This is a genomic window from Paenibacillus sp. GCM10027629 (genome assembly GCF_042676425.1).
GTDB lineage: Bacteria > Bacillota > Bacilli > Paenibacillales > Paenibacillaceae > Paenibacillus_K > Paenibacillus_K terrigena.
On the sequence record NZ_JBHTGZ010000012.1, the window covers coordinates 894624 to 916838 of the forward strand.

19 protein-coding genes are annotated in these 22215 nt (G+C 46.7%); 8 read left to right on the plus strand and 11 right to left on the minus strand.

Features of this window, described 5'->3' with window-relative positions; genetic code table 11:
- Nucleotides 1–188: 188 nt before the first annotated feature.
- The gene (locus ACFQZR_RS24770) at nucleotides 189–1250 is read right to left on the minus strand and encodes an FAD:protein FMN transferase (RefSeq protein ID WP_379350869.1); all 1062 of its coding nucleotides are present in this window, start codon (nucleotides 1248–1250) and stop codon (nucleotides 189–191) included.
- 130 nt (nucleotides 1251–1380) lie between these two features.
- On the opposite strand from ACFQZR_RS24770, the gene ACFQZR_RS24775 reads away from it, so the two are divergent.
- Genes ACFQZR_RS24775 through ACFQZR_RS24810 form a run of 8 tightly spaced genes read left to right on the plus strand, consistent with a single transcriptional unit; the run spans nucleotide 1381 to nucleotide 8996 of the window.
- A complete protein-coding gene (locus ACFQZR_RS24775; protein ID WP_018759547.1) occupies nucleotides 1381–1785 on the plus strand; it encodes a NusG domain II-containing protein in 405 nt (134 codons plus the stop codon).
- Nucleotides 1769–2320, plus strand: coding sequence for a Gx transporter family protein (locus tag ACFQZR_RS24780; RefSeq protein ID WP_379350872.1), 552 nt, complete (start codon nucleotides 1769–1771; stop codon nucleotides 2318–2320). Before ACFQZR_RS24775 ends, ACFQZR_RS24780 begins: the two co-directional genes overlap by 17 nt.
- Entirely contained in the window at nucleotides 2313–3158 is an 846-nt protein-coding gene (locus ACFQZR_RS24785; protein ID WP_379350874.1) for an ATP-binding cassette domain-containing protein, read from the plus strand. The genes ACFQZR_RS24780 and ACFQZR_RS24785 overlap by 8 nt, the downstream gene beginning before the upstream one ends.
- The gene (locus ACFQZR_RS24790; RefSeq protein WP_379350876.1) at nucleotides 3134–4057 is read left to right on the plus strand and encodes an energy-coupling factor transporter ATPase; all 924 of its coding nucleotides are present in this window, start codon (nucleotides 3134–3136) and stop codon (nucleotides 4055–4057) included. Before ACFQZR_RS24785 ends, ACFQZR_RS24790 begins: the two co-directional genes overlap by 25 nt.
- On the plus strand, nucleotides 4036–4827 hold the full coding sequence (locus tag ACFQZR_RS24795; RefSeq protein ID WP_379350878.1) for an energy-coupling factor transporter transmembrane component T family protein: 792 nt from the start codon (nucleotides 4036–4038) through the stop codon (nucleotides 4825–4827). Before ACFQZR_RS24790 ends, ACFQZR_RS24795 begins: the two co-directional genes overlap by 22 nt.
- A gap of 28 nt (nucleotides 4828–4855) precedes the next feature.
- Nucleotides 4856–6814: a peptidase U32 family protein gene (locus ACFQZR_RS24800; RefSeq protein WP_379350880.1), complete on the plus strand. Its 1959-nt coding sequence runs from the start codon at nucleotides 4856–4858 to the stop codon at nucleotides 6812–6814.
- A 38-nt stretch (nucleotides 6815–6852) separates the two neighbouring features.
- Nucleotides 6853–8157 carry an aspartate aminotransferase family protein gene (locus tag ACFQZR_RS24805; protein ID WP_379350882.1) on the plus strand — a complete coding sequence of 435 codons (1305 nt, stop codon included), beginning with the start codon at nucleotides 6853–6855 and terminating at the stop codon, nucleotides 8155–8157.
- Nucleotides 8127–8996, plus strand: coding sequence for a UbiA-like polyprenyltransferase (locus tag ACFQZR_RS24810; protein WP_379350884.1), 870 nt, complete (start codon nucleotides 8127–8129; stop codon nucleotides 8994–8996). The genes ACFQZR_RS24805 and ACFQZR_RS24810 overlap by 31 nt, the downstream gene beginning before the upstream one ends.
- Before the next feature lie 51 nt (nucleotides 8997–9047).
- Here the strand turns inward: ACFQZR_RS24810 and ACFQZR_RS24815 are convergent, their stop codons facing one another.
- The 10 genes from ACFQZR_RS24815 to ACFQZR_RS24860 all read right to left on the minus strand — a co-directional run bounded on the left by ACFQZR_RS24815 (nucleotide 9048) and on the right by ACFQZR_RS24860 (nucleotide 22124).
- Nucleotides 9048–10433: an ABC transporter substrate-binding protein gene (locus ACFQZR_RS24815; protein ID WP_379350886.1), complete on the minus strand. Its 1386-nt coding sequence runs from the start codon at nucleotides 10431–10433 to the stop codon at nucleotides 9048–9050.
- Between the two features lie 251 nt (nucleotides 10434–10684).
- Nucleotides 10685–12391: an ABC transporter substrate-binding protein gene (locus ACFQZR_RS24820; protein ID WP_379350888.1), complete on the minus strand. Its 1707-nt coding sequence runs from the start codon at nucleotides 12389–12391 to the stop codon at nucleotides 10685–10687.
- A 121-nt stretch (nucleotides 12392–12512) separates the two neighbouring features.
- Nucleotides 12513–13412 carry a carbohydrate ABC transporter permease gene (locus ACFQZR_RS24825; RefSeq protein WP_314585936.1) on the minus strand — a complete coding sequence of 300 codons (900 nt, stop codon included), beginning with the start codon at nucleotides 13410–13412 and terminating at the stop codon, nucleotides 12513–12515.
- A gap of 26 nt (nucleotides 13413–13438) precedes the next feature.
- Nucleotides 13439–14377, minus strand: coding sequence for an ABC transporter permease (locus tag ACFQZR_RS24830; protein WP_379350890.1), 939 nt, complete (start codon nucleotides 14375–14377; stop codon nucleotides 13439–13441).
- 186 nt (nucleotides 14378–14563) lie between these two features.
- A complete protein-coding gene (locus ACFQZR_RS24835; RefSeq protein WP_379350893.1) occupies nucleotides 14564–16798 on the minus strand; it encodes a helix-turn-helix domain-containing protein in 2235 nt (744 codons plus the stop codon).
- A 126-nt stretch (nucleotides 16799–16924) separates the two neighbouring features.
- Complete coding sequence (locus ACFQZR_RS24840) at nucleotides 16925–17914, minus strand: polyprenyl synthetase family protein (RefSeq protein WP_379350895.1); 990 nt, start codon at nucleotides 17912–17914, stop codon at nucleotides 16925–16927.
- Nucleotides 17901–18347, minus strand: coding sequence for a hypothetical protein (locus ACFQZR_RS24845; protein WP_379350897.1), 447 nt, complete (start codon nucleotides 18345–18347; stop codon nucleotides 17901–17903). The genes ACFQZR_RS24840 and ACFQZR_RS24845 overlap by 14 nt, the downstream gene beginning before the upstream one ends.
- Before the next feature lie 111 nt (nucleotides 18348–18458).
- Nucleotides 18459–20306, minus strand: a complete 1848-nt coding sequence (locus tag ACFQZR_RS24850; RefSeq protein ID WP_379350899.1) for an FAD-dependent oxidoreductase — start codon at nucleotides 20304–20306, stop codon at nucleotides 18459–18461.
- An 82-nt stretch (nucleotides 20307–20388) separates the two neighbouring features.
- Nucleotides 20389–21276 (minus strand): FMN-binding protein, encoded by an 888-nt coding sequence (locus ACFQZR_RS24855; RefSeq protein ID WP_379350901.1) that lies wholly within the window; start codon nucleotides 21274–21276, stop codon nucleotides 20389–20391.
- Nucleotides 21277–21488: 212 nt separating this feature from the next.
- Complete coding sequence (locus ACFQZR_RS24860) at nucleotides 21489–22124, minus strand: glycoside hydrolase family 73 protein (protein WP_379350903.1); 636 nt, start codon at nucleotides 22122–22124, stop codon at nucleotides 21489–21491.
- Nucleotides 22125–22215: the final 91 nt, after the last annotated feature.

Here is a 22215-nt window from a genome sequence, read left to right on the forward strand (position 1 = left end):
CTGCATTTAATACCATCCTGCAGTTCAACAACAAATTGGTAAAGGCCTTCTTTTTCGTTATAATCGGAAAGTTTGAAATCAATTACTCTAGGAATGTACGCCATAGGACCACCTTTTTAAATAAGAAATTTTTAACGAGTTTACCGATACTCTATGATAAAGAAAAATGCGTCACGTGTCAAATACAGCTATTTGCCATTTACGATGACATAATCTTTATTCGTCATATGAAATTTGTCATTCATCCCTGATGTCATGTACACTTTCTTATCCTTCGTAATAAATATCGCTTCTGTATTCTCCATATTCTCTACGAATTTCATACCCTCTTCTTTGCCTAGTGCGAACAAGGTGGTGGACAAGGCATCCGCATCAATCGAATGATCCGTTACGATGGAGACGCTGTTCAGATCATTGACAACCGGATAGCCTGTCTTCGTATCGAGGATATGATGGTATTGTACGCCGTTCTCGATAAAATAACGCTCATAGATCCCTGAGGTAACGACCGTCTGATTCTGGACACGCATGCTTCCAATCTGGTTGCCTCGGCTATCGTTCGGATCTTGAATACCGATCGTCCAGAAATTATTGCCCGGCTTCACGCCTAGAGCATAGATATTACCGCTCAAATCGATGATCGCATTCGGCATCTTGCGTTCTACGAGATAGTCAGCAATCCGATCTGCAGCATATCCCTTCGCAATGCCTCCTAGATCGAGTGCCATCCCCTCCTGTGCAAGTTTGATCGTCTTATTCTTCTCATCTAGTATCAAATTCTTGTAATCCACGTGCTTGAGCGCATCGTCAATTTCGCTCTGCGGCGGAACATGTGCGCCCTCATGATTAATGTTCCATAGGCTGACGAGGGTTCCGATGGCGACATCGAATCGACCTTTGGAAAGTTCTGAGTATTTCTGAGCCGTTTTCACAACATAAAATGTCTCATCCGATACTGTAATGGCTTTTTTGCCTGCATTGGCATTGACCTGATAGATATCGCTTGTCTTGATGGTACGACTCATTTTGTTCTCAATATCGTCGAGCATCGCCTTAATCTCTTTGAAATGCTGATCCGTGACTTGTTTGTCATATACCCGTATGGTAACAACCGTATCAAATACGAAGTAAGTCTGTGATTTGGGGTTTATACTCTCTGTTGCATCCTTGGATGTTGAGGTTTCGCCACAACCGGCAAGAGTCAACATACAGAGGACGAGCAGCATGATGATAGCTTTGGAGCGAAGCATAATGTTACCTCCTTAAATTGTAGCCAAATATTATATCACATATGATGCCAACTTACCATTTCATCACGCATAGTTTAATTCAATTTTTAAGTATATAATCACAACTAACTTACATGAGGAGGACTACACGATGATGAAGCTTAGACGTGGAGATATTTTGCTCATCGGTATTGTCCTACTGTGTGCGATCATTTTCATCATCATAAGAGCATTTCCGAATGAAGTAAGTGACGAATCGCACAGCAAAATTGCTACGATTACAGTAGACGGAAAAATATACCGTACCGTCGAGCTTACGGCTGAACCACAAGAAATTAAAGTTCAGACCGAAGACGGCCACTACAACTTGCTCAAGGTTCACGATCACGGCATTGAAATGATCGATGCAGATTGTCCAGACAAAGTCTGCCTCACCTTCGGATTTATTACGAATCCGTCGCAGACCATTGTCTGTCTCCCACATCGGGTATTAGTCGAGATCGAGAACACAAATCCAAAGGATCAAGGAGATGATCTCGATGCCGTCGTCAATTGATACTTCCGCAGCCATGCTCAAAAAAACGGTGATGATTGCAATCTTCGCCGCCGTTGCTGTCGTCTTAAGCATCATTGAATCCATGATTCCCTTGCCCTTCTCTGTTCCAGGTGCCAAGCTAGGCCTCGCGAATATTATGGTGCTGACTTGCCTCTATTTCTTATACGGCAAAGACACGCTAATGCTCATTGTACTGAAGACGATTCTGACCGCATTTATATTCGGAACCTTCTCCAGCTTTCTGTTCAGCTTCTTCGGTGCCATCGTCAGCTTCGTGCTCATGTATGGCATGATGCGTCTGGGGCGAAATTTCTTCAGCTTGATCAGCATTAGTATTGTCGGTGGAATAGGTCATAATATTGGTCAACTTACGGCGGCGATGATCATCTTCAAGACATCGAAGATGTTCTACTATTTGCCGGCGCTGCTGCTCACAGGGGTTGTGACGGGGATCTTCATCGGTCTCGCCGTCAAATATTTGATCTCGGCACTGTCGAAGCTCACACTATTCCAAGGGTGGGCTGCACATGAGTAACCCAATGATTCTAATGGAAGGAGTCCATTTCTCTTATAGAGGAGCTGACAACAACACGCCCATTCTGCATGATATCTCACTCTCGATTCATCCAGGGGAATGGGTATCGATTATTGGTGCGAACGGTTCAGGCAAATCCACCCTCGTCAAATTGTTCAATGGACTATTACGTGCAACGCAAGGTCAAATCTCCATTGAAGGCACGCCGTTAACCAATGAGAACTTATATGACATTCGGCAGCAGATCGGATATGTGTTCCAGAATCCCGAGAATCAGTTCATAGGCACCACGGTCATGGAAGACATGGTCTTCGGACTAGAGAATCTATCGCTCGATCATGCCGAGATGGAGCGCCGTGTGAATCACTATGCAGCGAAGCTCAATATTGTCTCTCTATTATCGAAGCATCCCGGGGAACTCTCTGGCGGGCAGAAGCAGCGCGCTGCGCTAGCCGCAATCCTTGCCATGGAACCTCGCATTGTTATTTTCGACGAAGCGACTTCCATGCTCGATGAACAATCCAGGCAAGATGTCATTCGGATCATCCGTGACATGCATCAGAGCGGTTCATACACGATCATTTCAATTACCCATGATGCTGACGAAATCGAGGCATCGGATCGGGTACTGGCACTCGCTGATGGGCATATCATTGCAGATGCGCCTCCTTCCAGCATCACACGGCAACCTGATGTTATGAGGCGATGCAACTTGATTCCATCATTCTATATTCGATTAACACAGCAATTGAATATGTCATACGATGTACCCGTCCACCATCATGCAGATGAACATGGACTACTGGAGGAATTATGCCAATTGTATTCAATGAAGTAAGCCACGCTTACGGCGGCAATCCAGAACAGCTGGCACTCGATCATGTACACTTTCATATTCAAGATGGGCAATTCGTTGGGATCATCGGTCCGACCGGCTCAGGGAAATCAACACTGTTACAACATTTCAACGCCATCCTGCGTCCGACAGACGGCAAGGCACAGGTGCTGGATTTTCTAATCCTTCCAGGTGAAAAAATTCACGAAGTTAAACGTCTGCGGCAACGCGTCGGACTTGTCTTCCAGTTCCCGGAGCAGCAGCTTTTCGCCGACACCGTAGAGCATGATCTCTGCTATGGTCCGATGAATTTCGGTGCAACAGAAGCCGAAGCCAAGCTACTGGCCATCGCTGCACTTGAGCAAATCGGATTAAGTCCAGACCTGCTCTCCCGCAGTCCATTTCAGCTGAGCGGAGGGCAGATGCGCAAGGTAGCTATTGCTTCCGTGCTCGCGATGAACCCTGATGTACTTGTGCTTGATGAACCAACAGCGACGCTGGATCCAAGAAGCCGTGAAGAATTTATGACCCTGCTGCACACCTTATGTAGGACCCAGAACAAGACGGTCATCGTCGTTACGCATCGGCTGGACGAGGTTCTGCCTTTTACGGACCACTTGCTCGTCATGCATGAAGGCAAGCTCGTCTTCGAAGGATCGAACATGGCGCTCTACGAACATGCCGAGAAGCTGCCAACTTGGCGAATGGCCATTCCCAAGCCGTTCCGAATCCTACAGGCTTGTGAGCAGATGACGAATAACCCGTTAGCGAATCATGTGCGGCAAGACGGCACAAGGGCGACATTCACACCCTCATGGGTGGCAGAGCAAATCCATCTTCTATTCCAGACATCACAACGTGACGATAGCGGAGGTGTTCCATGCAGCAACGATTCATCCTAGGCCGCGTCATCGCAACAGGCTCATGGGTTCATAAGCTTGACCCGCGTGCCAAAATGACCTGCATGCTAATCTTTGCGGTCATTACTGTCCTGCTCCATTCTCTTGTTGACTTCGTCGCCGTCACGATCGTCTCCCAGCTGATTCTTCTCAGTACAAGAATCAAACTGACGATGTTCTGGAAGGCTGTGCGGCCGCTTAGATATCTCATGCTATTTATCTTTCTATTCCAACTCTTCCTCGAGAAGGGTGGAGATTTGTTACTCTATTGGGGACCGATTCAGATCTATTCCGAAGGGATCGTCACCGCCGTGTTCACTGTCTGGCGGATGTTCTTACTCGTCACGTTCACTGCACTGCTTACATTTACGACAACACCGGCGATGCTGACCCAAGCGTTAGAGGACATGCTGAAGCCGCTCAAAATATTTCGCATTTCACCGCAAGCCATCGCACTGATGCTCAGCATTGCGCTTCGATTCATTCCGACCATCCTGGAGGAGACCGAGCGGATTGTCAAAGCACAAGCTTCTCGGGGAGCAGACCTGAAAGATCTCCCCTGGAAAGATAAAGCCAAAGCGATGATTGCACTGCTCGTTCCCGTTACTGTCTGTGCCTTTCGGCGTGCGGAAGAGCTCGTCAATTCAATGGAAGCTCGGGGATACAAATTAGGAGAGCCCCGCTCCAAATTTTTCAGATTAACTTGGCATCGTCAAGACACCTATTTTTTACTCATTTTTATTCTCATCGGTTTATTTGTCATTTGGCAATGATCGAAGGAAGTTATGGAGGTTTTATCCTATGGCAAGATATTTTCATGGTAAAGAAGTGGAGCTGCTCGCTCCTGCAGGTACGTTCGAAATATTCCAGACGGTCATTGAGACCAATTGTGATGCCGTTTATTTCGGTGGTCCAAGTCTAAATATGCGTATGATGCGCAAAGGCTACAATCTGAATTATGAAGAAATCGAGCAAGCGATCTCTATCGCTCACTCCCTTGGCAAGAAAGTTTATATTACGCTTAACAATCTTATTAATGAGCAGGATATGGATGATGCAAGACAGTATCTGCAATTTATTCATCAAGTGAAGCCTGATGCGATTATCGTACAGGATTTCGCGATCCTCTCACTCATCAAGGAAATGGGATTAGATATTAATATCCACTCTTCCGTTATGATGAACGTTCACAATCTGCCGATGATTGAGTTCCTTGCGGATATGGGTGTTACAAGGGTTGTCGCTTCTCGCGAGATGGATCTGCAGACGGCAAGGTATCTGCAAGCCAAATCCGGTATGGAATTCGAATACTTCGTACACGGCGATATGTGTACGGTTCATGGCGCCAACTGTCATATCAGCTCCATGATCTTCGGCATGAGCAGCAACCGCGGTCAATGTATGAAGCCATGCCGTTGGGAATATCGCGTGAAGAAGGACGGCAACGTCTACCCGACAGAATACCCTCTTGCTGCGAAAGATATGAATTTATATGAGTATATTCCCGAGCTGATTGAATCCGGTATCACGTCATTCAAGATTGAAGGGCGTATGCGGGATAAAGAATTCGTAACGATGCTCATTAACAGCTACGGCGACGCCATTGATCGTTATATTGCAGATCCGACCGGGTACAACCGATCCCAAAACTCAAGTGAATTATTCGAGCATCGGAAACGCGATTTCTCCACAGCGTATGCATTCGGTAATCCAGGGTTATCTTACATTAATCGACGTTATGAAGGAACCGGCAAGTTCTACAGCACAGGCAAAGTCTTCAGTACACCAACACCCGAACGTGATATTCACGAAGATCGCCTGAATGAGATTCGAACATCCTTGTCCACGGTACATCGGTCAGAAGCTGCTGTAAGAGAGCTCTCCGTACGCGTCAATAATATCGCGCAAGCGAAGGTCGCAATTGAAGAAGGCGTTCATCATATTTACTTGGCAGGCGACGTCTTCGCACCTGATCGTCCATTCACACGTCAGGAGATTAAAGAATTGACGACAATGAAAGGATTATCTCAAATCTATCTCGCCTTGCCGCGCATGATGTCGGAGCTGCATTTCGAGCAATATGAACATCTATTGAAGTCAGCAGACCTTGGTATCGACGGCATGATCGTGACGAATATCGGTGCGCTGCATCGCTTCCAGCAATTCGGTCTGAAGATGATTGGAGATTACAATTTGAACATCTCGAACAATCAGGCCGCCATGTTCTATAACGAGCATGGACTGAATCGATCCACCGCTTCCATCGAGCTTCCGCTCGAGCATTTCACAGAATTGATCTCGCATACGACAGTCCCGATGGAGATCGTCGTTCACGGCTCACCTGTTGTGATGTTCTTGGAACTCGATTTATACGAGAATACAGAAGTCTTCCAATCCATAGCGGAAGAAGACAATAAATTCGTCGATAATCACCATCTTGTCCTCATGACGGATAAAGGCGAGAACCCGGTATATCGGGACCAATTCGGACGGAATCATCTAACGACAGCCAAAGAACTCTGCTATCTTCCTATTTTACAAGATCTTATCCAAGCTGGCGTAGGGCATTTCCGCATCGAAGGCAGCACGTACACACCGGACCAATTGCGCACAATTTTAAAGACGTATCGCAAGGCGCTAGAGGCACCTCAGCATTGCGCATCACTCTATGAGCAGAGTTCACCGGTCTATGCCGGATATACGCTAGGCACGTTATCCTTCGGTAAGGCCGTGCAAGAAGAAGCCGTGACAACCAAGTAAGATCATGATCATGACCAATAGAAAGGAGCACGATCCTAATGGACAATATGATCGGCGCAGACCAAATTCTACAGAAACGCAAAACGTTCATGTTCCCTTGCACAAGCCACTTCTATAAGCAGCCTCCTCAAATGGTACGAGGACATATGCAATATTTGTACGACGAGAAAGATACCCCCTATGTGGATTTCTTCGCAGGGGTATCCGTGGTCGCTTGCGGCCATTGCAATGAGCATATTACACGAGAGACGGTTAAGCAGGTTGAGACGCTCCAGCATACGTCGACCATCTATCTCACACAACCAATGGTGGATCTGGCAGAGCGGCTTGCGCGTATTCTGCCTGGGGATTTGAAGCGGACGTTCTTCTGCAACAGTGGTTCCGAAGCGAATGAAGGCGCCTTGCTCGCCGCTCGACTGCATACGAATAAGCGTGATTTCATTGCGCTAGATTTCGGACTTCATGGACGGACGTCATTAACGATGAGCGTTACCGGCATCCCGATGTGGCGTACGGATCCGTATCTTGAGAAGAACACGCACTTCATTCCTCGTCCGTTCGATGGGGGCATGACATTGGATGAAGCCGCAGAGAAATCTCTTCAGGCCCTGCGCCAAGTTCTCGCTGAGAAGGGCGATACCATCGCAGCGATGATCGTCGAGCCGATCCAAGGTAATGGCGGCATTATCGTACCGGCGAGGCACTATTTCCAAGAGGTGCATGCCCTGCTTAAGCAGCATAATGTCTTACTAATCGCAGATGAAATTCAGACCGGCTTTGGACGGACGGGTGCTATGTTCGCGATGGAGCATTTCGGTGTCGTCCCTGACATCTTATCCATGGCGAAGGCGCTCGGCAATGGCACCCCGATCGGCTGCTTCTCGACGACGGATGCGATCGCGAATTCCTTTAATCGACCTTCGGCTTCAACCTTCGGCGGTAATCCGGTCTCTTCCGTTACGGCAATGGCGGTACTGGACTATATTGAACAAGAGAAGCTAGTGCGGCGTTCACACAAGCTTGGTCAGCTGCTGAAGGATGGTCTGCTAGAATTGAAGCACAAGTATAATTTCATTACAGATGTACGCGGTATGGGGCTGATGGTTGGGATGGAGATCTTGGGGGATGCACCTCAGCGTGGCGCAGAGGCCGTTGATATGATCATCGAATGCATGAAGAACAGGGGCTTCATTATCGGAAAAAATGGTGTGAACCGCAACGTGCTGGCTTTCCAGCCGCCACTCGTCATCCATGAATCCAACATTCGCAGAATGCTCTCAGCGCTTGAAGATGTTTGTACAGGAGGGCATGCATGGTTATACGAAGCGTCACCAGCAAAATAAGACTCTTCGGCGAACTCGTCATGTTCTCGCACACCTTGTTCTCCCTGCCATTCGCCATCATTTCCTTGCTGTGGGCGTCGAATGGCTGGCCATCCTGGTATGTGATAACCTGGTCGCTTATCGCCCTTGTCGCAGCCCGGAATGGGGCGAATGCATTTAATCGACTTGCGGATCTGAAGTTCGATACATTGAACCCCCGTACCGCATCGCGCCATATGCCGAAGAAACAGCTCATGCCAAGGGAAGTCATCCTGTTCGTTATTCTGAATTACGCGCTGTTCGTATTCGCAGCCGCCATGCTGAATCCGCTCTGCTTCGCGTTATCGCCAGTCGCGATATTGCTCATTACAGCTTATTCGTATACAAAGCGGTTCACCTGGCTCTGCCACCTGTTTCTAGGTTTCACGATTGCGTCCGCGCCCATTGGCGCCTGGTTCGCCGTGACAGGACAGTTCGCCTTTACACCCTTTATTCTGGGAACGATCGTCATGCTCTGGATTGCAGGCTTCGATATTATCTATGCGACGCAAGACATCGATTTTGATCGCAAAAATGGCCTCTGGTCCGTACCGAGCATATTCGGGTTCGAAGATGCGCTCTACATCTCGCGTGCCCTGCACTTTATCATGGTACTCTTGCTCTTCAGCCTCGCTTTCATTCGCGACCTTGGCTGGATCTACCTGCTCGGCATTTTCATTGCAACTCTGCTGCTGCTCACCGAGCATCGTATTATCAAACCGAGCAATCGTCACCTGATGAGGATTGCTTCCTATAAGCTGAATCAGATTATTAGTATGGTGATCCTATTCTGTACGCTGCTAGACTTTATTCTGCTGTAGCATCAAAGGCTTCGATAGACCTTATTAGGGTCCATCGAAGCCTTTGAACATTTACTTTTTATTCGCTTTCTCCTTCAATATCGCCGCATACTCATCCGTCATTTTACGCAAGAACGTATTCACATCTTCTTTGCCTTTGTTCTTGATCATTTCTGCGGTCTTATCACTGATAATATTGGATTCATAGTAGAAAATATCCGGGCCGTACGGGGAGAATACCGGCGCTGCTGCCGTCCCCTTGTATGCGACGTCGATATTATAGACGCCTACTTTATCATCACCTGCCAGATATTTGCGAATCTCCGGATCCTTCACCACCGGCGGCGCCCCACCGATCGCGATATTCTTCTGATTCTCTTCAGAAGCAGCGAATTCTAACACTTTGAATGCCTCTTCAATATGTTTGCTTGCTGGGTTAATGGCAAGCGTAAGCGGAATATTGTTCGGCAATACACCTGGGAGATCACTCCAGCTTGGGTAAGCGGACATGCCGAAGTTCAAGCCTTCCGTATGCGCATAGAGCTTCGCACTATTCACGAAGGATAGAATCATGCCGACATTTCCTTTTTCGAAGCCGAAATTATCTTTCTGCGCTTCATCAGGCACATTGCCCGGAATACTCACAACGCGCTGTACAAGGCTGAAATATTTGGCGAACTTCGGATCCTTCTCGAATAGAATTTCGCCTGTTTCAGGATTCGTGCCAGAGGCCGATAATTGAAGCATTGCTTGGGATAATCCGCGCGTAGCGAGACCGACGTACTCGGCATCACCATGTTTCCCGGCGATTTTCTTGGCCAAGTCGAGCAATTCATCCCAGGTTGGCGTCTCGCTTGGATATTCGAGGCCGAGTTTATCGAAGATATCTTTATTATAGAATAAGTTCACGACAACATCTTCAATCGGCATCCCGAGCAATCGATTCTTCTGCTCCGGATCGCGCTGCCGAATCGCTTCAATAGCGCCATCGCGGAATTTCGTCATATCTACATTATTCTTGGCAATTAAATCATCTAGTGGATAAGTCATTTCAAGATCGTTCAAGGTGACAAAGGGGTCTGTAATCAACATAATGTCTGGGGAATTATTCGCAGCATTGGCCTCTTGGATTTTCTCCGCGGAAGCGAATGCTCCAATCGCTTCAATCTTAATATTCGGATATTTCTTTTCCAGCGCATCTGCCAGGCGGATCCTCACTTCTCCGCCTTCTCCGCCGCCCCATGGCGTCATGAATTTGATCGTCACGGGCTCAGTCGAGGCCGTGTTATCAGGCTCAGCAGTGGTCTCGGCCGCCGGCTCCGTCTTATTGTCATTTGCTGCTTCCGTTGTTTCCTTCGGCGCATCCGCCGTCTTTGTACTGCCGCAAGCGGATAACAGCATCGTCATCATGCATGTTGCTACTAGCAATAAAGTCATAAATTTTCTCGTCTTTTTCAATCGATTCCCTCCTTTTTTTGTAAACCCTTTCATAAGTTATTACTCAAAAAAGCAAGAAACTGGGCCGCTAATCCCGTATATCTCCCCCTCCAACTATTACCTTTATTCGAAATTACTATATCAAAAACGGTGTGTACGTCGTGTGATTTTTATGTGTTTTTCCTGTGAATCTCATCATGTCCGTAGCCAAAAAAGACTGTCATACAAGGGATCTCCCCTGCAGGACAGCCTTTTCCCGAAACATAACTCGCTTATTTAGACGCGAGCGCCTTCTGGTAGATTTCGAGGTACTGTGCTAATTGCAGACCATCCAAGCCTTTCACATAAGCGTCCCATTCCTTGTTAATGTCCTTTGAGCCTGTAATGAATTGCGCCATATTCGACTTCACGTAGTCGACCAAGGTGGTCTTAATCTGTGCGCTAAGCTCCGCATCCTCGAGGGCGATGAACAGACCGTTCGGGTATTGCTCTTTGGAATGATACGGCTCATATTCCTTGGATACGTTATTGAGTCGTGTACCATAGCCATTATCTGCGAGCGGATCCTGTGGTGCTGTCCAGGAATCGCGGTAAGCATACGTTCTTAGGGATGGTCCAATTTGTTCCCAGCCATCGTTGTGAGTCGGTTTCTTATCGGTTTTTACGATGTTCGTATATTTGGCAGGCTTGCCGTCCATACCAAGTTCACCATCCGTAGCTTTGCGCCAGCCACCGCCTTCAGGCCCATTCTCTTGCAATACGATCGATTCCTCTGTATAGAGATAATCTGCGAACCGGATCGCAGCGATTTGCTGCTCTGGCGTCGCTTTGTTCGTAATCGCAAATTGCGAGCTATTGATCCCTGCGAAGAACAACGTCTGCTGAACGCCATTCGGTCCTTTGAGCGGCGGAACGACGACATAATCTTTATGACGCGGCGCCTTGCTGTCCATGCTATAAGCATAGCTGATTAACGCCGTCGATAGCGCGCCCATGACGTTATCCTTCTCACGATTCGCAAGCTGTTGGATCGCGTCTGCATTTTGCGTGAAGGAAGCTGGATCAATCAAGCCTTCTTTATATAACTGATTTAAGTATAAGAGCCCTTGCTTCCATTCCTCTTTATTCGCGACGAAGTCGACTTTGCCATCTAGGACACGCAGGAACGTACCCGTATTCTTCTCGGTATAATCATCGACGATGAAGGAGTTCATTAAGAAGGCCGAGACATTTCCCGTCCACATCTCATCGGAGCCCGTTAGTGGAATTTCATCCGCTTTGCCGTTGCCATTGGGATCCTTTTCTTTGAAAGCTTTCAATACGTTATGGAATTCTTCCGTCGTGGTTGGAACCTGAAGCCCTAATTTATCAAGCCAAGCTTTGTTGATCCACATTTTAAGCGCATTATCACAGTGGTAGCACTCATTCACTTGCGGCAGCGCATAGATGTTGCCGTCCGGTGCTGTAATCGATGCTTTCATATATGGAATGTCTGCCATCGCTTTCTTAATGTTCGGCGCATATTTATCGATCAATTCATTGAGCGGAATGAACACGCCTTGCTTGCCGTATTTCATTTGCTCCTCTTTCGTAAGCGCTCCATGCAAGATGACTTCCGGGTAATCGCCACTCGCGAGCATCAGCTGTTTGCGATCATTCAACGCATTATCCGGTACCAAATCCCAGTCAATCTTAATATTCGTCTTCTCTTCGAGGAACTTCGTGTACGTGTTCGTCTCCATGTTCTCAATTGTCGATAGCTGAGGCGCGAACATCTTAATCGTCATCGGCTTCTTCACAATGGGATACGTGCCCACTTCCGTGAACAAATCCTCCTGAGCCGCAGGCTTCTCGCCTGACGAGTCAGCTGGCGTCTCTGACTGCTGCGTGCTATTGCCGCTGCAAGCGCTGAGCATGAGTGCCAAGGTGAATACCAAACTTAATGTCCCTGCAAACGTCTTCGTCCATTTTTTTCTCATAAAGACTACGCCTCCATTATCATCTTAATGGTAAATCATGACCCTGTCATCCTTGTGCTAATGCCAACGTGCGAATTAATTTGCGGCTGCCGCATCCCCCCTCTCAAGTCTGTAACTGAATTTATCCTTTGAGTGAACCGATCATAACCCCTTTGACGAAATGCTTCTGTACGAATGGATAGATGATCAGTACCGGAGCACTTGCGACAACGATCAAGGAATACTTCAGCAAATCTCTCAGCCCTTGCTGTGCCTGCATCTGATCGACATTCGCCATCATCGAAGGATCGACGGAATTCAGGATGAGAATATTCCGCAGAATAATCTGTAGTGGAAATAGATCTGGCGATCTAAGGAAAATCAGTGCATCGAAATAGGCGTTCCAATGGCCTACCGCATACATGAGCGTCATAACCGCAATAATCGGCTTCGACAACGGTAATACAATGCTCCAAATGAACCGAATATCGCTGCACCCATCCAGCTCTGCCGCTTCGGATAGTTCATCCGGAATCGATGTCTGAAAGAAGGTTCGTGCAACAATGACCTGGAATACCGCCAGTGCGCCTGGCAAGATCAACGCCCAACGTGTATCTAATAGATGCAGATTTTTGACGACCATATAAAAAGGAATCAGTCCTCCATCGAACATCATCGTAATCACGAGGAGCACCATGACAAAATTGCGTCCATAGAAGGTCTTCTTCGCCAGTGGATATGCGATCATGATTGTAAGTAAGACATTGATAACGGTTCCAACTACGGTATAGAAAAGTGAATTCATATAACCGACGCCGATTTGTGCATTATTGAAGACCGCCTTGTAGCCGGCTAACGTAAAATCGACGGGGAACAACCAGACTTTACCCGATACGACGGCCTGAGGCGAACTAACGGAAGAGCTAAGAATATAGAGCAGCGGGAGCGCCACGATCAATAAGATAACCGTCAAGAACAGATAGACGATACCTAAGAACAGACGGTCACCCTTGGATTCTTGAATACGAGATGCTGTTATCATAAGGACTCCTCTCTCCTTCTTCGGGATTACCACAGGCTATTATTAGATAATTTCTTAGCAATGTAATTGACGGATACGAGCAGAATCAAGTTAATGACCGAGTTGAACAACCCAATCGCAGCCGAGAAGCTGAAGCTAGAGCCCAGCAAGCCCACTTTGTACACGTAAGTAGAGATGACTTCAGACGTGCTCAGATTGAGCGGATTTTGCATGAGATAAATTTTCTCGAAACCGAGCTTCATAATATTCCCTAAGTTCAAGATCAACAAGATGACCGATACCGGGATTAGACTCGGAATATCGATATTAATAATCTTCTGAATGCGCGAAGCCCCGTCTACCTTGGCCGATTCATATAGCTCTGGATTTACACCCGCAAGCGCAGCAATATAGATGATCGCGCCATAACCTGTGAACTGCCATACATCGGACCAGACGTAGATCGATTTGAACAATCCGGGAATGCCCATAAAGTTCGTATTCTCGACGCCCAGCATCGCGAAAAATTTACTGATCATCCCGACATTCGGCGTTAGATTAACGATAATAATCGAGACCATGATAACCGTGGAGATGAAGTACGGCGCGTAGGTGACGAGCTGTACACTTTTCTTAAATAGTCCGTTCCGTATTTCATTCAGTGCCAGCGCCAGAATAATGGGAGCCGGGAACCCAATCAGCAGCCCGTAGAGGCTAATGCCGAGCGTATTCTTAATATAGAGCCAGAAATTCGGTGAATTGAAGAATTGCTCGAAATACTTCAGTCCCACCCAGGTGCTGCCCCAGATGCCTTTGATCACGTTATAATCTTTGAATGCAATGACGATCCCTGCCATGGGCACATATTTGAAGATTACTAAATAGAGCAGTGGCAGCAAAATCACCAAGTACAATTGCCAGTGACGCTTCATTCGTCTCCACGCTGGCTTTCTTACGACTCCTGTTTCATTCACTAGATTTGGCATCACGCAGCTCCTTCCGTCTAGACCTTGGTTTGCGGCTTTCGAATATGACCCCATTGTAGAGGGCATTTCATGCATCAACAAGAAACAAGAATAAACCGATCTAACTTTTTTCACTTTGGCGTCAGCATGCGAAAAAAGCAGCGATTCGCATCGCTGCCCGCACTATTTTCTACGAATAAACCGTTTTCAACCATTCGCTCTTCGCAAGTGATCCGTACGATATTCACCGGGTGAGTAACCAACAACTTTCTTGAATACGCGACTGAACGAGATCGCACTCGTATAACCAACCCGCTCCGCAACCTCTTGCACCGAATAGGTTGTCTCCGTCAGCAGACGCTGCGCCTCTTGCATGCGCATTTCGATTAGGAAATCGACGAACTTCTGCCCGGTGTTCTCTTTGAACAGCTTACTCACATATTTCGGATTCATCTTGAAATGCTCGCCCAGAAATTCCAGCGACATATTCGGATTCGCATAATCCAGTTCAATGAATTTCCGCATCTCACGAATCATCACCGTATGCTGACGCGTATCTCGCATCTGCTGGATCGTAGCATACAATTCAATCAGTACCGGCTTGATACCTTCGCGCAGTTGATCAAGAGAATACCCGTTATCGACCTGCTCACTCAACTTCGGCAGACTCTCCTGAACCCACATCTGCTGGATTTCTTTACTCCATCCGGACACTGCTCGGCCGAAGAAATAGATCAAATAATTCATGACATTCATAATTTCATCATTTGTGAGCAGCCCTTGCTTCAATTGCATGAACCAAGCATCGTATTCCTCGATCCAATGGTCTTCGCCCGTACGGAAAGACTGCACTAGCCATCGAATCGCTCCAAGATGAGAATAGACCTCCGCTTGGCCTTGGCTTGCAATATCCTCGCTCGAGATCAACCGATTCTCGCCCAGGACGGTCTTATACTTCAGTGCTTCCATGCAAGCTTTATAGGACATTGGAATCTCGCTTACAATCTCTGCGAGCGGGCCTAGACCAATCGTAATTGTAAATTTCAAATTCTGCTCGGTCCAGCCTCTAACCTGATCCGCAAGTTGAGACAGCGAAGTCGGTTCATCGAGATTCGCTTCAGGCGTCTCGAACAACATCACCGACAAATGGGAAGCCGAGGTCCATTCAGACCACAACCTACAATCTAATTTGGACGCGATTTCTTCAATGACCGTACGCAGTGTGAACTTCAACAGATGCTGGTCACCCTTGGAATAGTTGTTGCAGAAATCCCCGTACTTATCAATTTCGACGACGAACATCTGACATCGTCCTGTCGGTGTCGGAAGCTTCAATGGCTTCGCTTCGAGCTCCCATTCCACCAAGGTTAGATTTGCCCCGCCATCAATTAATTGATGGAATAAATCTCGCGTCCGAAGGTGCAGATCCTCTTGATATTTCTGCTGATATTGCCTAGCCTGCTCCAGAATATTGTCCAGCGCAGACTCAATAAAGGCAAATTCATCCGTCTTGCCACGTCTTGCTCCCCCGCCTGCATTGGGTAAGGAATAGCTGCTAAACTTCGCAGCAATCTGCTCGATCGGCTTGGAATGGCGACGCGTCACATAAACCATCCAGAGCAGACCCATAGCGATCATCAGAAGACCGATGACGAACCATACGTTATAGAGCGATGAAATAAACCGAACCAATCCGCCTTGTACCAGCCCGCTTCCATACTTCCAATTGGTGTAGCTGGAGACATATTGAGAATTAGTCGCTCCCCCCTCGTTCATCGAGCTGCCAAACAACAGTTTACCCGATGTATCCTGCGTCTGAATAAAACTGTTCTTTGTGTCGTACAGATCTTTCGTTAGCTTATGAAGGGATTCTGTCGCTACATTGATCACGATCATACCGAGATCATTCTTCATGTACGGCGCGCCTCGAACGAGACTGACAACTTGTTTGCCACCGATCATTTTAAATTGTTCGAAATTGCGACCATCCGTCCACTTCGGAGTTTTGGATATTTGATATTGCTCGATAAAATCCTGGTCAGCATAATCTTTAACGAATGAATTCGTCGCATCGCTGAGGACGAACCCGTCTGCATATCGCACCATATAGATCGAATCGATTAAGGGGTAATATGTAATCATTTCTTTCAGCTTCTGCACGGCAGCAATAGTAATATACGGATCGCTGTTCGTATTCGATTTGAAGAAGTCTTTGAGCGGCTTGCTGTTAATGGTCTCCAGCACCACCATATTATCAATCACCTTCAGCGACGTATCGACAAGACGCATCGCCTGCAGTGACAACATCTTATTCGCATTGGATGCTTCCTTACGACTCTGCTCACTGAACAGTTGGAAGAACACGAAGAATGTAAACGTAATGACAATAATAAAAATCGGCAAATAAGACAGCAAAAGCCGTTTAAACCAAGAGCTCCTCACGTTCAAACCCCGCTTCGCAGTTTTTTATGTTATTATATCGGATTGAATCTCACTTGTAACCCCTTTCATATAGAAGCATACAAAAAAGAGAGAGTTACCCATGAAAATGGATAACTCTCTCTAAGTTTAAAAATCCCGATCATTAAAATAATGCCAAATTGTCTCTAAATCCTGTGAAGCCTTAAATTCTCGCAGGTCTTCAATCAGCTTCCACGCTTCATGCATATATCGATGGCTCAGTTCCTTCGCTTGATCCATGGCAGGACTGCTTCGAATCTGGTCGATCACGAATTGGAACTCTTCCACGGAGGAGCCTTCATGCAACGCTCGAATTTGATCCCTGAGCTGCTCTTCACGAAGTGCATAGATGACAGGAAGCGTCACTTGTCCGTTCATTAAATCCGCTCCTGCTGGCTTACCCAGCTTACCTTCTGATTGCTCGAAATCGAGCAAATCGTCCTTAATTTGAAAGGACATGCCTACCGCTCTGCCAAATGCGTATAACTTATTGGATACCCACTCGTCTGCTTCTGCCGTACGTGCACCAACCTGCAGGCAAGTTGCCATGAGAAGCGCTGTCTTATTCATCGTTTTCTCCAAATACGTATCTAGCCTAATATCATAATCAAACCGCGTGTTCAGCTGTTGATATTCCCCTAGACAAAGCCTTGATGGTGCTGCCGAAATCAGATCCTGGAGAGCACTTCCTTGTTCTTCCTTGTCCGAATATTCGAAGAGTGCTTCCACAATTCTAGCCATCATATAGTTCGCGACATGGGTTGCTGTATAGTTATTCGTCTTCGTATGGAGCGTCGGCTGCTGTCTTCTCCGTTCTGCACCGTCAATAATATCATCATGAATCAAGGATGCCGCATGCACGAATTCAGCTGCCGCAGCAAGACGAACCAGTCGCTTCCCTTCCGGTTCTCGTGTCCCGAATCGGCTTCCGACGATAACGAGCATTGGACGAAGACGCTTTCCCCCCGCTTGAATCAAATCGAGCACGCTGCGCTTCACAACCGAGAATACCGGCAAATCTCGATCATAGCGAACCAGGTCAATCATCTCTTTATCAATGCGGTCCACATCGATGTGAAGGGCATCAGATAACTTCATAAGCTGCCTTCGAGTACCGATACGTCACAAACTGATGTATTGCGGTAGGGAGTATAAATTCAGCCGGTTTTCCTTCGATTCTACGAATGTGTATCGTTTTAATAACAGGTGCTAGTGCATTGAGCAAATCCATAGCATGGTTCGCTAAGGCATATTCATAATAAATGCTCTGTAAATAATCGCCGTCAAGAATTTTGCGTGTTAGTTCTTGTTTTTCTTCCTGTACATCACCATGGGACTGCAGGGACAATCGAAGTAATACATAGCATCCCAAAATACATTGCCGCCGTGCATCATCCACATCATATTCATTCAGAAAATGAGCCATCTCTTTCACCCAGCGGGTGTCCAGTGCAATCGCAATGCCTGCTTCGGGGGCTAATTGCTGCTTTAATTGTTCGAACGTCTGTGTCATTAATTGGCTTGTATTCATGATTCATCACCTGCTTTTCCTTTGAAAATAAGGAGGGCGTAATGCAGCATGCGCAATACGCTCCTTTTTTATGGCTGACAGGTACTCAAACCTATAACCTTAACCTCTAGATTAATCTGCGTATAAATACCATTTCTTGACGAACGGAATTTTACGCCAGATGCGTTTCAAATGCGGGTACAGGTAGTAGTCCATACCAAGCGTACTGCCGGAACCTCCGATTAACGCGACACCTGCGAACAGGTACCAGAGCATTTCGTAAGGAGCCATACCGGATGTCCAGATCATCAACCCCATTGCAACCGTACCAATGGATGCTACCGATGTGAACAGGCCAACGATGAGCATAAGACCGAAGATGATCTCTCCGCATACCATAGCAGCTTGGAATATCGATGCTAGTGCGGTATACCCGCCATCGCCCGTGTAGAAGAACATATCCATCGTTCCCTTGACCATGCTGCTAATAAAGTCAGGAACCGGCAGTGCCTCTACAGCCGTTTTTACGGCTTCCCCTGCTGCTGCTACAGCTTCAGTCGCACCCGAAGTACCGTCAACCACTTTGGCTGGGATCAAGAAAATATGGCCCGGATCTTCCAGAATTTTCGGTAACTTCGCAAGACCCTCTTTTAACCACATCGCACCAACGAATATCCGAAGGGGTACGAGCCAGAAGTTCGGGGAACGCTTGGACAAGTGTCCGCCAACGAAGCTCCGACGATTTGGTACATGGAAGAACTCATGAAGCATATAGGAATAACATTTATTAAATCCACACACTTGGAATAAATAGAACAAGTTAATGAAATGCTTGAAGAACATAGCCATGAAGCCTGTGAACATGAACATTTTCTTCGGTGTACCGATATTCGCAACCCCGTAGCGTCCACCAATACATACCATCGTCCCGTGGAATACCGGCTTGTATGGCTTCTGCTGAGCTTGTCCCGTAATCACAGCGTGAATGTTATTCGCAATGAGTGGCGCTGCGTTCTCCGCATTCTCAACCATTTGCGGAACAGGACGTTCTTCGCCTTCTGGGATATAGAAGATGTTATCGCCGACGACGTATACGTTTTTGTGATCAATACTTTGCAAATGCTCGTTCGTTACGATCCGTTTTCTACCCTTTTGTTCTAGATCCAATTCGCCTACCAAATCCGAACCTTCGACACCCGCCGTCCAGATCACGGTGTTCGCTTCGATATCCCCGGATTCTCCGAGACTTACGGACGTTGGCGATACGCCTGTAATTTGCGTACCTGTGATGACTTCGATGCCCAGTTTATCAAGACGCTGCTTTGCTTTCTGGATCAGCTTGTCTGGTAGAATCGGCAAGATTTTTGGTGCCATATCGGCAACAACAAGACGAACTTCTGATTTGTCCAGGTAGAACTCTTTGCACAATTGCTCCTTGTATTCACCAAGCTCACCGATCATCTCAATCCCCGTGAAACCTGCACCTACAACAACGAACGTCAACATACGTTTGCGGACTGCCGGATCGGTTTCTTTCACAGCTCTGATGAACATATTGCGGATTTGTTCTCTTAGTGCAACAGCATCTTCATAAGACCATAACGAGAATGCATGCTCCTCTGCACCTGGAATCCCGAAGTACGACGGCTTACAGCCTGTACCGATAACTAAATAATCGTAGTTATAGCTTTTGTTATGTTTCGAATGAAGTGTATTGGCATTAAAATCAATGTTGGCAATATCGTCGAGCACCACATTGACATTACGTCCGGCAAAAATCTTCTTCAGATCGACTTTGATCGAATCTTCCTCAACGCGTGCTGCTGCAACTTCGTGTAATTCGGTTAGGAGTGTATGGTATGGCTTGCGATCGATGAGTGTGATTTCAACGCCGGATCCCTTTTTGAACTTCTTCGCTAATTTCTTAGCCGTTAGTACGCCTCCGTAACCTCCACCAAGAACGATAATTTTCTTATTCATGGGAGTCACCTCTTTGTCCGTATTTTACGAAGAAACCCCCGCTGTATACGCAGCAGGGATATCCTTCTGTGAACTTCGTTTATTACTTTTTCGCACCATCAAGTGCTTTAGTAACCAAATCAACAAATGGGCTCACAGTAATAGTTACACCTGATACTGCATCCGATTTACCTTCTGCATTTAGAGAAAATGCTGCTGGATCTTGCTTCTCGATCAAGAATTGCTCTGCTTTTTGAGCTTCTTCATGCCATTCGCCAGCTGCGTTGCCTTTTTCTTTCATACCGTACTTACCATCTTTGGACAATTTCTTCTTCGTGTCGCCGCCGTCTTTCGCTTGTGCATCCCAGTTCGCTGCAACGATGTTACCGTTCAATACAGTAAGATCAACAGTATATTTAAAGCCGCCATCGTCAAAATTAGCTTCTTCTGCGTGGTAAGCTCCGTCTTTATAAGGGCCTGGCTCAACAACGCCTGCTGCTAGTGCTTTTTCAGCAAGCTCTGCGAATGGGCTAACGGTGATCGTAACGCCAGTGATCGCATCTGTTTTACCTTCTGCATTGGTTGTAATTGCTTTAGGATCTTGCTTCTCGATCAAGAATTGCTCTGCCTTTTCAGCTTCTTCGTGCCATTCACCTAAAGCTTTACCTTTATCTTTCATGCCGTACTTGCCTTCTTTGGATAGGGCTTTCTTATCTGGGCCGCCAGCTTCGTTAATGCCTGTCCAGTTCGCGGACGTAATTTTGCCGCCTTCCACTTGCAATGTTACAGCGTATTTCCAGCCATCTGTGAACTCAGGCTGTTCAGCATAATATGTTCCATCTGCGTAAGTGCCTTGCTCTGCAGTTGTTTTGTCAGTTGTAGTGGACTCTGTTGTTGTTTCTGGCTTCGTAGTTTCTGTTTTGCCACCGCATCCTGCAAGAAGACCAGCGACAAGCATAGTTGTCAGAAATAATAGAGATATTTTTTTCATGGTATAGACCCTCCTAGTATGGTTTCACATAATCAATTGTTTGTGAATTTTATCTCAAAGTAATTCTATCAGAATTTTAATCAGATTCATGTGACTTAAATCACATTCATGTGACCCAAATCACATTCCTTTTTTCTGGTTACATGACGCCTGCCAGTTATTAGAATGAAAAAAGAGGCCAGCAACTGCTGCCTCTTTAATTTGAAACTATTTTAACGAGCCAATATGATCGTATTGAGCCAAGTCAGTTCAGATACTGTGAGTTCACCTTTCTTCGTCTTCTCTAGCCAGCTTGGATCGGTAATGTATCCTTTTTTCATAAGATCGTTAATGGCTGTCACGAGCATGCTCTGTTGATTCGCCGTTAAGTTCAATAGGTTCTCCTCCTCTGTCAATGTGGCATCATACACGTATAAATGATACTGCTCGATCAATTGCATCAGCAGCTTTGGATAATTCGGATCTGTCGCATACCCGCCTTGATATACCGCCTGTGCTGCCGCTTTATAGTCCGCTCCAATGACCTTGCGATACCGCATTGGATTATCTTTGGTCCCGTTTAGCAGCAGATTAGCATGGTCATCAATAGAATTTTGCCAGTTGGGGTAGGCTCGGAAGGAAGCTTTAATGGTATATGGCTTACCATCATCCCCATATTCTGTCGTGGTCCAGGAGCTGTTCCCGCCTTTAATCCCGAATAGATTATTCTGCTTCACGGTTAAGGATGAACTACCCCAAGAGCTTTCCAGCGCTGCTTGTGCAATGATTAATGATGCAGGGATGCCGGTCTGATGCATACTGCGAACCGCCATGGGTGCTATTCTTGCGATAAACTGTTGTGGATCCATGTTGCGCTCCCCCCCTTTCTACGATTCGATTGCTTTCTTATACGATATGATATAGTATGCACGCGATTGCTAGAGGGACAGGCGTATTGCG